The sequence below is a fragment of the Micromonospora sp. CCTCC AA 2012012 genome (assembly GCF_040499845.1).
Taxonomy (GTDB): Bacteria; Actinomycetota; Actinomycetes; order Mycobacteriales; family Micromonosporaceae; genus Micromonospora; species Micromonospora mangrovi.
This window is the reverse complement of record NZ_CP159342.1, coordinates 2,826,435-2,841,316: the sequence shown is the minus strand read 5'-3', so window position 1 is coordinate 2,841,316 and position 14,882 is coordinate 2,826,435. Positions and strand designations below refer to the sequence as shown.

Below are 14,882 nucleotides of genomic sequence, written 5' to 3'. Positions count from 1 at the left end.
CGCCGCGCGTGGTCAGCGGGGACCGTGCGAGATGGCCCCGACCACCGCCAGCGCGCGCAGGTTGTGGCCCCGGCGCACGCTCATCACCCCGAAGCAGGCGGCGAGCACGACGAGTTCCGGCCGGGGCCACGCCCCGGTCACCTCGGCCCGCACGTCGGCGCCCATCCGCGCCGACTGGTGCACCTCGATCCGGCTGCCGCCCGCGCTGAGCACCGCGTCGTAGCGGCGGCGGTCGCCGCGCAGCTCCCAGCGGGCCGGCGCGGACAGGCCCGCGATGCGGGCGCCGCGGCCGTCGAGCACGACCAGCGGGGCCTCCCGCGGGCCGACGGTCACCGACTGGTAGCCGCGGTCGGTCCAGATGGGGAACCGGCCCTCGGCCGTCTCGATCTCTCCACCGCGCATGCTCCAGTGGGCGCGCAGCGCGGCGACCTGGTTGCCGCCGGCGTCGGTGAGCCGGTGGGCTCCGCCGCTCTTGCTGACCGTGTAGACAGTCACGTGGCTTCCTTTCCTTGCGGTGGACGCCGTACGGCCACGGGGTGTGCGCCGTCGGCTCGGTGCGACCCGCGGGGTCCCGCGGTGGGCCGACCGGCTGCGGACGGTCGGCGTCGCGGGTCAGCGCCGGTGGGAGGAGCGGCGGAAGGCGGGGATGATGACGGCCGCCGCCACCAGGTGCATGAGCGCGAGGGTGATCCGGGCGCCCGTCGAGACGCCACCCAGCGGCCCGAGCAGCGAGACCAGCAGCACGAGCACCGCGACGACCGTCCAGATCGTCCGGCCGGCGGCGGTCACCCGCTCCAGTAGGGCCAGCAGCGCCCAGCCGATCAGGCCGGCGACCACGGTGGCCGCGATCACGGCGCCGACCGGGACGTCCTGCCGGGTGTCGCCGGTCTTCACGGCCAGCGTCACGTCCAGCGCGTGGGCGATCAGCCACACCGCGACGGTGGCCACGGTGGCCACCACGACGGCGAGCAGCCGGGTGCGGGCGGAGCCGCCTCGTCGCGGCGGAGCGGGGGGAGCCTGCCTGGTGTTCGCCATCGGTGCACCTCCGAATCGCCGACCGGGAGTTGTCCGGTCGGGCACGCGGGGAAATTGGTCGGTTTGGATCGTATCGGTGGCTGTCGACCTCCAACTCGGGGCGACGGGCCGGGCGGGGCAGGTATGAGGGAAACCCTTAGCTCTGCCGGGCCCGGCATTGTTTCCGGTGGTGCCGGCACCCGATGCTCGGTGCGCGGCACCCCCAGCGGACCGAGGGATCGGCGATGACGACGACCACAGACGCAGTTGCGGGCGTCCCCGATCGATGGCGAACCGTCGACCTGGACGCCTGGACGCGGCACGTCGTGCGGCGCCACTTCGACCCGGCGACCGGCAGCCCGTACTGGCTCAAGCGCGCCACCGAACTCTCCTTCGACCCCCGCGACATCACCGCGTACGACGAACTGGCGGCCCTCGGCGGCACCGATCCGCGCGGCGTCGACCCGGTGGACCTGCTCCCGCAGGACGGCCCGGTGGCGCCGGCCGGGCGGCTCTGGGAGTCCACCGGCACCCTCGGCGGGACCTGCCGGTTCGTCCACACCGCCTCGATGACCCACCACCGGGAGCACTGGCGGGCCCGGCACCTGCGGACGGCCGGTTTCGTGCCGGGACGGGTCTGGCTGCGGGTCTGTCCCGGTGGGCCGCACGCCCTGGGCCGGGGCGGCGGCCAGCTCGCCCGGCACCACCGGTCCCGCGTGCACACGGTCGGCATCGACCAGCGCTGGATCCGGCGGCTGCTGCGCGACGGCCGGGTCGGCGGTATCAACGCCTACGTCGACCACGTGGTGGGGCAGGTCGTCGACCTGCTCGAAACGCAGCGGGTGGACTACCTGGAGACCGCCCCGGCGGTGCTGGCCGTGCTGCTGGCCCACCGGCCCGACCTGGTCGGCCGGCTCGCCGGGGTCGACCTCGTCGGCACCCACCTGACCCCGCAGACGTACCGGGACGTGGTCGCGGCGCTCGACGGGGGTGTGGTGGGGCACCGCTGGGTCGGTGCCGCCGGCCACGCCATCGGCCTGCCGGTGCACGACGACGGCGCGCTGATGCCGTACCTGCCCGCGTACCCGCAGGTCACCATGGCCGTGGTCGACCCCGCCGACCCCGCGCGGGTGGTCGGGTACGGCGAACTCGGCCGGCTCCGGCTGACCGTGCTGCACGAGGACCTCTTCCTGCCGAACGTGCTGCACCGCGACCAGGCGCTGCGGTACCGGACATCGGCCGGCTGGCCGTGCGACGGGGTGGCGAACGTGGCCCCGTTGCAGGCGATGTTGGCGCTGCCCACCGGCCTCTACTGACCCCCCACCGACCACGACGATCGCAGCGGCCACCCGGGCCGACCCCGGCCGCTGTCCGGCGGCACCAACCTGAGGAGAAGGTACGGATGGACGTAGGACTCAAGCGGGAACTCGAGCAGAAGGTCGCCGCGGGCGACCGGCTCAGCCGGGAGGACGGCATCGCGCTCTACGAGAGCGACGACCTGGCCTGGCTGGGTGGCCTGGCCCACCAGGTGCGGACGAAGAAGAACGGCGACGCCGTCTACTTCAACATCAACCGGCACCTGAACATGACCAACGTCTGCACCGCGTCGTGCGCGTACTGCTCGTTCCAGCGCAAGCCGGGGGAGAAGGACGCCTACACGATGCGGATCGAGGAGGCCGTGCGGCTGGCCAAGGCGATGCAGAACGAGCAGCTCACCGAGCTGCACATCGTCAACGGCCTGCACCCGACGCTGCCCTGGCGCTACTACCCGCGCTCGATCCGGGCACTGAAGGAGGCGCTGCCGGCGAACGTCGCCGTCAAGGCGTTCACCGCCACCGAGATCCACTGGTTCGAGCGGATCTCCGGGCTGAGCGCCGACGAGATCCTCGACGAGCTGATCGACGCCGGCCTGGAGTCGCTGACCGGCGGCGGCGCGGAGATCTTCGACTGGGAGGTCCGGCAGCACATCGTCGACCACCAGACCCACTGGGAGGACTGGTCGCGGATCCACCGGCTGGCCCACAGCAAGGGGCTCAAGACGCCGTGCACGATGCTCTACGGCCACATCGAGGAGCCCCGGCACCGGGTCGACCACGTGCTGCGGCTGCGGGAGCTGCAGGACGAGACCGGCGGCTTCCGGGTCTTCATCCCGCTGCGCTACCAGCACGACTTCCACGACTCGGCGGACGGCAAGGTCCGTAACCGGATCCAGGCGCGCACCACGATGGCCAGCCCGGCGGAGGCGCTGAAGACCTTCGCCGTCTCGCGGCTGCTCTTCGACAACGTCCAGCACGTGAAGGTGTTCTGGGTGATGCACGGCCTGCAGACCGCCGGCCTCGCCCTGAACCACGGCGCGGACGACATCGACGGCTCGGTCGTCGAATACAAGATCACGCACGACGCCGACAACTACGGCACGCCGGACAAGATGTCCCGCGACGGGCTCCTCGATCTCATCCGGGACGCCGGGTTCCGCCCGGTGGAGCGGAACACCCGCTACGAGATCGTCCGCGAGTTCGACGGTCCGGACACGGCCGTCCGGGAGAGCCCGCAGCCGATGCGGGTCTGAGCCGCCACCCATCCGGATCCGACCAACGATCAGCAGGTGATGACATGACCGCAACCGAAGAGGCCCTCGAGGTCTGGATCGACCAGGGGCTCTGCACCGGGGACGGGATCTGCGCGCAGTACGCGCCGGACGTCTTCGAGCTGGACATCGACGGCCTCGCCTACGTCAAGGGCGCCGACGGCGAGCTGCGCAAGGACGACGGCTCGGCGGTGCTGGTGCCGACGATCAGCCTCAAGGACGTGACCGACTCCGCCGCCGAGTGCCCGGGCGAGTGCATCCACGTGCGCCGCCGCAGTGACGGTGTCGAGGTGTACGGGCCCGACGCGGACCCGGTATGACGGGCCCCGCCGAACCGCTCGGCCGCGGCCCCGCCGGTGCGGGGAGCGCGCTGCGCACCCCGAGGCCACGCCCACGGGTGGGCCACATCCAGTTCCTCAACTGCCTCCCGCTGTTCTGGGGGCTGGCCCGTACCGGTGGGCTGCTCGACCTGGACCTGACCCGGGACACCCCGGACGGTCTCAGTGACGCGCTGGTCGCCGGTGACCTCGACATCGGGCCGATCAGCATGATGGAGTTCCTCCGGCACGCCGACGACCTGGTGGTGCTGCCGGACATCGCGGTCGGCAGCGACGGGCCGATCATGTCCTGCCTGATCGTCAGCCGGTGCCCGCTGGACGAGCTGGACGGCGCGCCGATCGCGCTCAGCTCGACCAGCCGCACCTCGGTCCGCCTGGCCGAGCTGCTGCTCAACGAGTCGATCGGGGTGAAGCCGGAGTTCTTCGTCCGGCCGCCGGACCTGGCCACCATGCTGGCCGAGGCGCCGGCCGCCGTGGTGATCGGCGACACCGCCCTGCGCGCGGCGCTGCACGAGGCCCCGGCGCTGGGTCTCCAGGTGCACGACCTCGGGCAGATGTGGCAGGACTGGACCGGGTTGCCGTTCGTCTTCGCCGTCTTCGCGGCCCGCCGCGAGTTCGTCGAGCGGGAGCCGGAGCTGGTCCGGGAGGTGCACGCCAGCTTCCTGGCGTCCCGGGACCTCTTCCTCACCGAGATGGACGACATCTGCGCGCAGGCCGCCCGCTGGGAGGCGTTCGACGCCGACACGCTGCGCCGGTACTACCTGACCGCGTTGGACTTCCGGCTCGGCGAGCGGCAGCTCGCCGGCATCGCCGAGTTCGCGCGCCGGGTCGGCGGACCGGACGCCGGCTTCCCGCCGGACGTACGCCTGCACCTGCTCGACGCCCACCGACCCGGGCTGCCCGACGCAGCCGTCACCCCTTAGCCGGAAAGGCAGCAACCTGTGCCGACATCCACCAGTATCGACATCGCCGAGGTCCTCGATCGGGCCGCCGGTGGTGGTCGGATCACCCCGGCCGAGGCCCTGGACCTCTACCGGTACGCCCCCCTGCACGCCCTCGGGCAGGCGGCCGACGCGGCCCGTCGCCGCCGGTACGCCGGCACCGAGCAGATCGCCACGTACATCATCGAGCGCAACATCAACTACACCAACGTCTGCGTCACGGCGTGCAAGTTCTGCGCGTTCTACGCGCCGCCGAAGAGCGAGGCCGGCTGGACCCGGGACCTGGACGACATGCTGCGCCGCTGCGCGGAGACCGTCGAGCTGGGCGGTACGCAGATCATGTTCCAGGGCGGGCACCACCCCGAGTTCGGGGTGGAGTACTACGAGCGGCTCTTCTCCACGGTGAAGGAGGCGTTCCCGCAGCTGGTCATCCACTCGCTCGGTGCCTCCGAGGTCGCGCACATGGCCAAGGTCTCCGGGGTGTCGGTCGAGGAGGCCATCGTCCGGATCCGCGACGCCGGCCTGGACTCGTTCGCCGGTGCCGGCGCCGAGCTGCTGCCGGCCCGCCCGCGTACGGTGATCGCCCCGCTGAAGGAGTCGGGCGAGCGCTGGCTGGAGATCATGGAGGTGGCCCACGGCCTCGGCGTGGAGTCCACCTGCACCATGCTGATGGGCACCGGCGAGACCAACGCGGAGCGGATCGAGCACCTGGCGATGGTGCGCGACGTGCAGGACCGCACCGGCGGGTTCCGGGCGTTCATCCCGTACACCTACCAGCCGAACAACAACCACCTCAAGGGCCGCACCCAGGCCACCCCGCTGGAGTACCTGCGGCTGATCGCCATCGCCCGGCTGTTCCTGCACAACGTCGCGCACATCCAGGGTTCCTGGCTGACCACCGGCAAGGAGCTGGGTCAGCTCTCCCTGCACTACGGCGCGGACGACCTGGGCTCGATCATGCTGGAGGAGAACGTGGTCTCCTCGGCCGGCGCCAAGCACCGCTCCAACCTGGGCGAGCTGATCACCCTGATCCGGGGCGCGGACCGGGTGCCGGCGCAGCGCAGCACCACGTATGAGCACCTGCGGGTGCACGACGACCCGGCGGACGACCCGGTCGACGAGCGGGTGGTGTCGCACCTGTCGTCCATCGCCGACGACGCGCCGCGGGCCCGCAAGCAGCTGCCCGTGCTCTCCGGTGCGCGGGGCGAGGCATGAGGGTCCTCGTCACCGGCGGGGCCGGCTTCATCGGCTCGCACTACGTCCGGTCCATGCTGGACGGCCGCTACCCCGGCTACGAGGACGCGGACGTGACCGTGCTCGACAGCCTGACCTACGCGGGTAACACCGCCAGCCTGCCGATGGAGCACGAGCGGCTGCGTTTCGTCCACGGCGACATCCGCGACGCGGAGCTGCTGGCCGGGCTGCTGCCGGGGCACGACGCGGTGGTGCACTTCGCCGCCGAGTCGCACGTGGACCGGTCGCTGACCGGTGCCACCGCCTTCGTCTCGACCAACGTGGTCGGCACCCAGCAGCTGCTGGACAGCTGCCTGCGGGCGGAGGTCGGCACCGTCCTCTGCGTCTCCACGGACGAGGTGTACGGCTCGATCGAGTCCGGCTCCTGGGACGAGGACGAGCCGCTGCTGCCGAACTCGCCGTACGCGGCGTCCAAGGCGGGCAGCGACCTGATCGCCCGGGCCTACCACCGCACCCACGGGCTGGACGTACGGACCACCCGGTGCTGCAACAACTACGGCCCCTACCAGCACATCGAGAAGCTGATCCCGCTCTTCGTCACCAATCTGCTCCAGGGCCTGCCGGTCCCGCTCTACGGCGACGGCCGCAACGTCCGGGAGTGGCTGCACGTGGACGACCACTGCGCGGGGATCCAGCTGGTGCTGACCCGGGGTGAGCCGGGCGGGATCTACAACATCGGCAGTGGCTTCGAGGCCAGCAACGCGGAGATCACCCGCCGGCTGGTCGAGCTGTGCGCCGCCGATCCGGGCCTGGTCCGGCAGGTCGGCGACCGTAAGGGCCACGACCTGCGCTACTCGGTGGACACCGGGAAGATCGAGAAGCTGGGCTACCGGCCGGCGGTCGACTTCGACGCCGGCCTGGCCGACACGGTCCAGTGGTACCGGGACAACCCCGGCTGGTGGAAGTCCTGACGCCACACGCGACAACGGGAAGGGCCGCCGGTGCAGCACCGGCGGCCCTTCCCGTTTTTCCCGGACACCCCGAGCACCTAGCCTCCTAGGACGCCCTACGGGTGGTGCCGGGCGTCCCTCGTAGCGCGTCCGCCGACGGCGTCCCGTCCGTCCCGCCGCTGGCGACGGCGGGACGGACGAGACGCTACCCCTGGTCCAGCTCGGCGCGGGCGAGCTGCATGACGTAGCCGCCGTACCCGGACTTGGCGCTGGCCTGGGCCCGCCGCAGGCAGGTCTCCGCGTCGATGAAGCCGCGGCGCAGCGCGATCTCCTCCAGGCAGGCGATCCGGACGCCCTGGCGGTGCTCCAGCACCTGCACGAACTGTCCGGCGTCCAGCAGCGACTCGTGGGTGCCGGTGTCCAACCAGGCGAAGCCCCGGCCGAGGTCCACCACCCGCGCCTTGCCCTGCCGCTGGTAGTGCCGGATCACGTCGGTGATCTCCAGCTCCCCGCGCGCCGACGGGACCAGGTTCTTGGCGATGTCGACGACCTTGTTGTCGAAGAAGTAGAGCCCGGTGATGGCCCGGTTGGTCCGCGGGTTCGCCGGCTTCTCCTCGATCCGTACCAGCCGGTTCTGCTCGTCGATCTCGCCGACGCCGTACCGCTCCGGATCGGAGACCTGGTAGCCGAAGAGGACACAGCCGTCCAGCAGCTTGGAGCTCTCGTCGAGGAAGCCCGACATGCCGGGGCCGTGGAAGATGTTGTCGCCGAGGATCAGCGCCACCGACTCGTCGCCGATGTGCTCGGCGCCGATGATGAACGCCTCGGGCAGTCCGTTCGGCTCGGGCTGCACGGCGTAGCTCATCTGCAGGCCCAGCTCGCTGCCGTCGCCGAAGAGGCGGCGGAACAGGGGCTGGTCCTCGGGGGTGGAGATGATCAGGATGTCCCGGATCCCGGCCAGCATGAGCACCGAGAGCGGGTAGTAGATCATCGGTTTGTCGTAGACCGGAAGCAGTTGCTTGGACACGGCAACCGTCACCGGATGCAGTCGGGTGCCGGCTCCGCCGGCCAGGATGATGCCCTTCACGTGACCGTCACTCCCGTTGTCGTCGCTGACGGTGACCGCCCGATCGTCTCGGTGGCCGGCTCAGTATTCGCCCGCGTGCGGCGGATACCGGAGGGCGGCGATCGGAAGACTAGGGCCTTTGCTAATTCGGAGCCTGATTGACCGGTCAGAGGTTCACGCACCCGGCGCATTCGTCCACCCTGATCCAGCAACCGGGGGTCACCCCAGGATCCTCTCGAGATGGCGGTTGAGTATGCGTGTACTTCCCACCACCCTGATTCGTAGCAAGAAAGGACTGACCACCGTCGTCGTCGCGGCGACGGTGGCAGTCGGCACGGTTGCCTCGATCGGTGCCGCCGCGCCGGCCGCCGAGGTGCGGCGGGCCGAGGTGTCGCTGAACCAGCTCGTCCCGGTCCCGGTCGAGGTGCGGACCGCCGAGGGGGCGGCGTTCGAGCTGCGCTCCGGCGCCCAGATCCAGGTCACCGCCGGGGCGCCCGGCGCGACGGACGCCGGCAACTATCTGTCCACCCTGCTCAAGCCGGCCACCGGCTTCGGGCTGCCGGTGAAGTCGACCACGGCCGACCGGCCGGGCGACGGCATCTCGCTGCTGCTCGGCGGCGCCGACCCCCGCGTCGGGGCGCAGGGCTACGAGCTGGACGTCACCCGCCGGTCCGTGGTCATCCGGGCCAACGAGCCGGCCGGTCTCTTCAGCGGCGTGCAGACGCTGCGCCAGCTGCTGCCGGTGCGGATCGAGTCCGCCACCCGGCAGAGCGGCCCGTGGACGGTGCAGTCCGGCCACATCCTGGACTACCCGCGCTACGCGTACCGCGGTGCGCTGCTCGACGTGGCGCGGCACTTCTTCCCGGTGGAGACCGTGAAGACGTACATCGACAACGTCGCCCGCTACAAGGTCAACTATCTGCACCTGCACCTGACCGACGACGCGGGCTGGCGGATCGCGATCGACTCCTGGCCGAAGCTCGCCACCTTCGGCGGCAGCAGCGGCGTCGGCGGTCAGCTGCCCGGCCACTACAGCAAGGCGGACTTCCGCGAGATCGTCGCGTACGCCGCCGCGCGCGGCATCACCGTGGTGCCGGAGATCGAGGGTCCGGGCCACTCCCAGGCCGCCCTCGCCTCGTACGCGAAGCTGAACTGCGACGGCAAGGCCAAGGAGCTGTACACCGGCTACGTGCCCAGCCCGGACGGTCTGCTCTGCGTCCGCAAGGCCATCACCTACAAGTTCCTCGACGACGTCATCCGGGAGATCGCCGCGCTGACCCCCGGCCCGTACCTGCACATCGGTTCGGACGAGGCGCACTCGATGGCGCCGGAGGACTTCGCCTACTACATCTCCAAGGTCACCCCGATCGTCCGCAAGTACGGCAAGAAGCTGATCGGCTGGCAGGAGATGGTCAGCGCGCAGCCGGGCGAGGCGATCGGCCAGTACTGGATCAACGGCGTGAACAACGACGAGGTCGCGGCGGCCGCCGCGAAGGGCACGAAGTTCATCATGACGCCGGCCGACCACGCGTACCTGGACATGAAGTACAACGACGCGCAGCCGGCGTACCCGCTGGGCAACGTCTGGGCCGGCACCACCGAGGTCGACGACGCCTACAACTGGCAGCCGGACACCGAGCTGCCCGGCGTGGACGAGTCGGCCGTCGCCGGGGTCGAGGCGGCCCTGTGGACGGAGACGGTGTTCGCCCTGGAGCACATCGAGGCGCTCGCCTTCCCCCGACTGCTGGCCACCGCCGAGATCGGCTGGTCACCGAAGAGCAGCCACAACTGGGACGCGTTCGCCGAGCGGCTCGCCGCTCAGGGCCCCCGACTGCGGACGGCCCGGGTGAACTACACCCGCGCCGGCGGCGTGTCGTGGGCCGGTTGCAGCTGAACCATCCGTCGCTGACGCCGCCCCGGCCGGTGGATCCTGACGGGTCCCGGCCGGGGCGGCCCGGCAAAGGGGAGGCACCATGAGCAACGGCAGCCCGCGGGTCGCCGACCACATCATGTCCGCGCTCGCCGCGACCGGCGTCTCGCACGTCTTCGGCGTCGGCGGCGCGAACATCGAGGACCTGTACGACGCGGCGCACCGCACCGACGGCCGGATCCGCGCCGTGGTCGCCAAGCACGAGTTCGCCGCCACCTGCATGGCCGAGGGGAGTGTCCGCGCCTCCGGTGGCCTCGGCGTGGTGATGGCCACCTCGGGCGCCGGGGCGATGAACCTGGTGCCCGGCGTCGCCGAGGCGTACGCCGCCCGGGTGCCGCTGCTCGCGCTGGTCGGCCAGCCGCCGCGCGACCTGGAGGGCCGGGGCGCGTTCCAGGACTCCAGCGGGCGGGGCGGCGCGTTCGACGCGGCGGAACTCTTCGGCACCATCTCCCGGTTCTGCGCGCGGGTCGACGACCCGGCGGACACCGGCAAGCTGCTCGCCGCGGCGATCGACGCCGCGCGGTCCCCGCGCGGCGGTCCGGCCGTGCTGCTGCTGCCCAAGGACGTGCAGCAGGCCACGGTGGCCGGTCTCGCGCCGGTCGAGCAGCTGCCGACCTCGGCGAGCGGGCCCGCCCCCGGCCGGCAGGCCGCCGCCGACCTGCTGGCCCGGACCGTCGCCGACGGGGGAGAGATCCTCGTCGTCGCCGGCGACGGCGTCGGCCACGCCGACGCCCGCGCCGAACTGGCCGCGCTGGTGGCGCGGCTGGACGCCTGGGTCGCGGTGACCCCGGAGGGCAAGGACGCCTTCCCGAACGACGACCCCCGGTTCGTCGGTGTGACCGGTGCGATCGGACACCCCAGCGTGGGCCGCCGGCTCGACGCCGCGGCGCTCTGCGTGCTGGTGGGGACCCGGCTGTCGGTGATGGCCCGGGCCGGGCTCGACGCGGCGCTGGCGACCGTCCCGCTGATCGGCTTCGACCCGGAGCCGCCCTTCGTGGCCCCGGCCGACGGGCTGCCGCTGGTGCACGTCGACGGTGACCTGCGGGCGGAGCTGCGGGCCGCCGTGGCGTTGCTGGCCGGCGCGCCGCCGGCCCGGGCGGTGCCGCGTGACCCGGCCGGGCACCGCGAGTACCTGGTCACCCCGGCGTTGGACGCCCCCGGCGTACGGCTGCCGGACGCGGTCCGGGCGATCGGGGAGGCCGTGCCCGCCGACGCCACCGTGGTCTCCGACGCCGGCAACGCCAGCGCCGCGGCCGTGCACCACCTGCCCGTCCCGCCCCGCGGCCGGTTCGTCATCGCGCTGGGCATGGGCGGGATGGGGCACAGCTTCGGCGCCGGCATCGGGGCGGCGTTCGCCACCGGCCGGCGCAGCTACGTGCTCTCCGGCGACGGCGGCTTCTACGCCCACGGCATGGAGCTGCACACCGCCGTCGAGTACGACGTGCCGGTGACGTTCGTGGTGTTCAACAACAACGCGCACGCCATGTGCGTGACCCGGGAGCAGCTGCTCCAGCACGCCGACTACTCGTACAACACGTTCAAGCCGGCGCACCTCGCGGCCGGTGTGGCGGCCATGTTCCCGTCGCTGCCCGCAGTCCGCGCCGGTACGGCCGACGAGCTGCGCGACGCCCTGCTGGCCACGAACGACCGGCCGGGCCCGGCGCTGGTCTGCGTCGAGACCGACCCGGGGGAGACCCCACCCTTCGTCCCCTTCCTCCGCCTGATCGGCGACCCACCCCTGCGTCCAGGAGGCAACCGTGCCGAGCACGTCCCACCCGTTGGCTGACATCCCCGACCTCGTCCGCTGGGAGACCACCAGCCGCGACGCGCTGCTGGCGCAGGCCGCCGGGATGACCCACGCCGTCTACCCGCACGACGAGGTGTACGGCGACTTCTGCACCGTGCAGGACTACATCGACTGCCCGCCCGAGGAGGTCTTCGACTACCTGTGCAACGTCCACAACCTGGACGAGTACACGTACAGCACGCGGGCGTTCGAGCCGACGGACACCCCGGGGCTCTATGTCGGCTGGGACACCCTCGCCGACGACACCCGGATCTACATGCGGCTGATCCCGAACCGGGAGGCGTTGACCCTGGACTACCACTGCGCGTGGGACCAGGGCGACGACCTGTGGATGATCTACCTGTTCCGGGTGGTGCCGGCCGAGCGGGTGCTCGGCCGTCCGGGGTCGGTGGTGACGTGGACGAACTGCCACCACCCGAACTACGACAAGAACCCGTACCCGGAGCTGGCCCCGGACCCGGACCGGCCCTGGGTGGGTGACTTCTGGCCGCTCTTCTACGCCGGCCACAAGATCGAGCTGACCAACCTCAAGCGGATCCTGGAGCACCGGCACCGCACCGGTCAGCAGATCTCCGTCATGCCGAACCCCGAGGCCGCCCGGTGAGGCCGGTCAGTCTGGTCGACGTCGGCAGCTACCTGCCGGACCACGCCGTCGACACCCGCTACTACTTCGGCGACGAGCAGGTCTCCGACAGCCTGATGTTCCGGGCGCCCGCCGAGCGGCGGCACGTCAGCCCCGAGGAGACCGCCGCGAGCATGGCGGAGCGGGCGGCCCGGCCGATGCTGGAGCGGCTGGCCGAGGCGGGCGACACCCGGGTGGACGTGCTGCTGACCAACGTGGCGCTGCCGGACCGGATCTTCACCGGTGCGGGCGCCGACATCGCCGGTCGGCTCGGGCTCGACCCGGCCCCGGAATGGATCATCGACGTGCACAACAGCGGCTGCGCGTCGTTCGTCTACATGATGAAGCTGGCCCGGCAGCTCATCGGCAGCGGCGCGGCCGAGACCGCGCTGATCTGCGCGGTGCAGAACACCGCCGGCAACCTCTTCGTCCAGTCCGACGTGCGCCGCCGCAAGCACGCCCCGGTGCCCGGCGACGGCTGCGGCGTGGGCTTCCTGCGTGCCGGTGACGAGTCGCCGATCCTCGACGTCGTCTCCTACCAGGGCATCGAGTACGCCAACGACATGGAACTCAACGTCGACACCCGGCGGTACTGGGAGCCGGGTGAGGGACAGATCGACATCGGGTTCACCGACAGCAAGGTCGCGAAGATCATCGCTCGGGGCAACAAGCTGGTGCCCCAGGTCGCCACCGACGTCTGCGACCGGATCGGCACCCCGACCCGGGACATCGACGTGCTGGTGACCAACCAGCCCAACCGGATGTTCCTGCGCAACTGGCGGGAGGCGTTGCAGGTCAAGCCCGAGCGGCACCTGGACACCTTCGACCGCTACGGCAACCTCTTCGGCGCCGGCATCCCGGTGACCCTGGACCACGCCCGCGACGAGGGGCTGATCCGCAAGGGTGACCTGGTCGTGCTCTCCGCGTTCGCGCACGCCGGCGACTTCGCCGCCGCCGCGGCCGTCCGCTGGTGACCGGCCCGACCGGCCGCCCCGCGCCCGGCCGCCGCGCCACCGTCCGTCCACCCCAGATCAGGAGTTGTCACCGATGACCGGCACGTCCGTCGCACCACGGGTCCACACCGGCGAGGAGCTGGCCGAGCTGGACCACCGCCACCTGCTGCACCCGTTCACGCCGGTCGGCGTGAGCGAGCAGCTGGTGATCGTCTCCGGGCAGGGCTGCGAGGTCACCGACTCGCACGGCCGCAGCTACCTCGACGGGCGCAGCGGCCAGTACAACGCCACCCTCGGCTACGGCCACCCCCGGGTGCTCGCCGCGCTGCGTGAGCAGTCCGAGAAGCTCATGACGTACGCCCTGCTCGGCGCCTCGAACGAGGCCGCCGTGCTGCTCGCCGCGAAGCTGGCCGAGTTGTACGGCGAGCCGCTGACGCACAGCCTGTTCTGCAACTCCGGCTCGGAGGCCAACGAGGCGGCGGTCCGGATCGTGCGGATGTACCACGCGATGCGGGGTCAGCCCGAGCGCACCACCGTCCTCTCGCTGGCCGAGGGCTATCACGGCACCACCATCGCCATGTCGGCGATGACCGCGTCCCCGCTGCTGTGGGCCGGCTGCGGGCCGCTGCCCGGCGGATTCGCCCACGTCCCGACCCCGCGCTGCGCGGCCTGCGCGACGGGTGCGGCGCACGACGGGTGCGTGGTGCCGGGACCGGAGGCCCTGGAGGAGGCGATCCTCGCCCACGGCGCGGAGCGGGTCGCGGCGTTCATCGTGGAGCCGGTGCTCGGGGTGGGCGGCATCCGGCCGCTGCCGGAGGGCTACCTGCGGGCGGTCCGGGAGATCTGCGACCGGCACGGGGTGCTGCTGATCCTCGACGAGATCACCACCGGGCTGGGGCGTACGGGCGTGTGGTTCGCGCACCAGCGGGAGGGGATCCGTCCCGACGTGATCACCACCGCCAAGGGCCTCACCAGCGGATACGTCCCGTTCGCCGCGGTCACCATGACCTCGACGGTGGCCGAGGCGTTCGCCGGTGACCCGATGCTCGGCGGGCTGCGTCACGGCCACACCACCAGCGGGCACGCGCTCGGCGCGGCCGTCGCGCTGACCGTGCTCGACGTGCTCGACACCGACGGCGTGGTCGCCAACGCGGCGGCGGCCGGGGAGCGGCTCTGCGGGCAGCTCGCGCAGCGGCTGGGCGGGCTGCCGGGGGTGCGGGAGGTACGCGGCGTCGGGCTGCTCGCCGCGGTGGAGTTCGACTCGTTCATGCGGGCCGCGCAGGTGGTCGGCGCGTGCCGGGCCGCCGGAGTGATCGTGCGCTGCGAGGGCACCGTGCTCTCCGTCGCGCCGCCGCTGGTCGTCACCGCCGAGCAGGTCGACCGGATCGTCGACGCGCTGTACGCCGGGGTGCTGGCCGCCGACGCGGCACCGCCCACTCAGTGATTCGTCCCCGGGTGGCCGACGGGCGGGATCACGCCG

At 72.0% G+C, this 14,882-nt stretch carries 14 protein-coding genes; 11 read left to right on the top strand and 3 right to left on the bottom strand.

Annotated features, from left to right (window positions below; all coding sequences use genetic code 11):
• Positions 1-12: 12 nt before the first annotated feature.
• Both ABUL08_RS12260 and ABUL08_RS12255 read right to left on the bottom strand, forming a co-directional pair.
• On the bottom strand, positions 13-495 hold the full coding sequence (locus ABUL08_RS12260) for a hypothetical protein (RefSeq protein ID WP_350937568.1): 483 nt from the start codon (positions 493-495) through the stop codon (positions 13-15).
• A gap of 117 nt (positions 496-612) precedes the next feature.
• Positions 613-1,035 carry a DUF6069 family protein gene (locus ABUL08_RS12255; RefSeq protein ID WP_350937566.1) on the bottom strand — a complete coding sequence of 141 codons (423 nt, stop codon included), beginning with the start codon at positions 1,033-1,035 and terminating at the stop codon, positions 613-615.
• Positions 1,036-1,259: 224 nt separating this feature from the next.
• Here ABUL08_RS12255 and ABUL08_RS12250 point away from each other — a divergent pair, with 224 nt between their 5' ends.
• The 6 genes from ABUL08_RS12250 to rfbB all read left to right on the top strand — a co-directional run bounded on the left by ABUL08_RS12250 (position 1,260) and on the right by rfbB (position 7,045).
• On the top strand, positions 1,260-2,330 hold the full coding sequence (locus tag ABUL08_RS12250; RefSeq protein ID WP_350937564.1) for a hypothetical protein: 1,071 nt from the start codon (positions 1,260-1,262) through the stop codon (positions 2,328-2,330).
• Positions 2,331-2,416: 86 nt separating this feature from the next.
• On the top strand, positions 2,417-3,583 hold the full coding sequence (gene mqnE, locus ABUL08_RS12245; RefSeq protein WP_350937562.1) for an aminofutalosine synthase MqnE: 1,167 nt from the start codon (positions 2,417-2,419) through the stop codon (positions 3,581-3,583).
• A gap of 44 nt (positions 3,584-3,627) precedes the next feature.
• Entirely contained in the window at positions 3,628-3,921 is a 294-nt protein-coding gene (locus ABUL08_RS12240; protein ID WP_350937560.1) for a ferredoxin, read from the top strand.
• Between the two features lie 50 nt (positions 3,922-3,971).
• Entirely contained in the window at positions 3,972-4,862 is an 891-nt protein-coding gene (locus tag ABUL08_RS12235) for a menaquinone biosynthetic enzyme MqnA/MqnD family protein (RefSeq protein WP_377522138.1), read from the top strand.
• An 18-nt stretch (positions 4,863-4,880) separates the two neighbouring features.
• Positions 4,881-6,095: a cyclic dehypoxanthinyl futalosine synthase gene (gene mqnC / locus ABUL08_RS12230; protein WP_350937557.1), complete on the top strand. Its 1,215-nt coding sequence runs from the start codon at positions 4,881-4,883 to the stop codon at positions 6,093-6,095.
• The gene (rfbB, locus tag ABUL08_RS12225) at positions 6,092-7,045 is read left to right on the top strand and encodes a dTDP-glucose 4,6-dehydratase (RefSeq protein ID WP_350937556.1); all 954 of its coding nucleotides are present in this window, start codon (positions 6,092-6,094) and stop codon (positions 7,043-7,045) included. Before mqnC ends, rfbB begins: the two co-directional genes overlap by 4 nt.
• Positions 7,046-7,229: 184 nt before the next feature.
• Here rfbB and rfbA read toward each other — a convergent pair whose 3' ends face one another.
• Complete coding sequence (rfbA, locus tag ABUL08_RS12220; RefSeq protein WP_350937554.1) at positions 7,230-8,111, bottom strand: glucose-1-phosphate thymidylyltransferase RfbA; 882 nt, start codon at positions 8,109-8,111, stop codon at positions 7,230-7,232.
• Positions 8,112-8,343: 232 nt separating this feature from the next.
• Here rfbA and ABUL08_RS12215 point away from each other — a divergent pair, with 232 nt between their 5' ends.
• The 5 genes from ABUL08_RS12215 to ABUL08_RS12195 all read left to right on the top strand — a co-directional run bounded on the left by ABUL08_RS12215 (position 8,344) and on the right by ABUL08_RS12195 (position 14,846).
• A complete protein-coding gene (locus ABUL08_RS12215) occupies positions 8,344-9,984 on the top strand; it encodes a beta-N-acetylhexosaminidase (protein WP_350937552.1) in 1,641 nt (546 codons plus the stop codon).
• Between the two features lie 79 nt (positions 9,985-10,063).
• Complete coding sequence (locus tag ABUL08_RS12210; RefSeq protein ID WP_350937550.1) at positions 10,064-11,806, top strand: thiamine pyrophosphate-binding protein; 1,743 nt, start codon at positions 10,064-10,066, stop codon at positions 11,804-11,806.
• Positions 11,778-12,431, top strand: coding sequence for an SRPBCC family protein (locus tag ABUL08_RS12205; protein ID WP_350937548.1), 654 nt, complete (start codon positions 11,778-11,780; stop codon positions 12,429-12,431). The genes ABUL08_RS12210 and ABUL08_RS12205 overlap by 29 nt, the downstream gene beginning before the upstream one ends.
• Positions 12,428-13,423, top strand: a complete 996-nt coding sequence (locus ABUL08_RS12200) for a 3-oxoacyl-ACP synthase III family protein (protein ID WP_350937546.1) — start codon at positions 12,428-12,430, stop codon at positions 13,421-13,423. Before ABUL08_RS12205 ends, ABUL08_RS12200 begins: the two co-directional genes overlap by 4 nt.
• A 73-nt stretch (positions 13,424-13,496) precedes the next feature.
• Positions 13,497-14,846, top strand: coding sequence for an aminotransferase family protein (locus ABUL08_RS12195; protein ID WP_350937545.1), 1,350 nt, complete (start codon positions 13,497-13,499; stop codon positions 14,844-14,846).
• Positions 14,847-14,882: the final 36 nt, after the last annotated feature.

What these genes read in the sequence shown, in the direction of transcription:
- ABUL08_RS12240 (WP_350937560.1), top strand. Translation starts at nt 3,628, where the DNA reads ATGACCGCAACCGAAGAGGCCCTCGAGGTCTGGATCGACCAGGGGCTC.
- ABUL08_RS12250 (WP_350937564.1), top strand. Translation starts at nt 1,260, where the DNA reads ATGACGACGACCACAGACGCAGTTGCGGGCGTCCCCGATCGATGGCGA.
- mqnE (WP_350937562.1), top strand. Translation starts at nt 2,417, where the DNA reads ATGGACGTAGGACTCAAGCGGGAACTCGAGCAGAAGGTCGCCGCGGGC.
- rfbB (WP_350937556.1), top strand. Translation starts at nt 6,092, where the DNA reads ATGAGGGTCCTCGTCACCGGCGGGGCCGGCTTCATCGGCTCGCACTAC.
- ABUL08_RS12210 (WP_350937550.1), top strand. Translation starts at nt 10,064, where the DNA reads ATGAGCAACGGCAGCCCGCGGGTCGCCGACCACATCATGTCCGCGCTC.
- ABUL08_RS12255 (WP_350937566.1), bottom strand. Translation starts at nt 1,035, where the DNA reads ATGGCGAACACCAGGCAGGCTCCCCCCGCTCCGCCGCGACGAGGCGGC.
- ABUL08_RS12195 (WP_350937545.1), top strand. Translation starts at nt 13,497, where the DNA reads ATGACCGGCACGTCCGTCGCACCACGGGTCCACACCGGCGAGGAGCTG.
- ABUL08_RS12215 (WP_350937552.1), top strand. Translation starts at nt 8,344, where the DNA reads ATGCGTGTACTTCCCACCACCCTGATTCGTAGCAAGAAAGGACTGACC.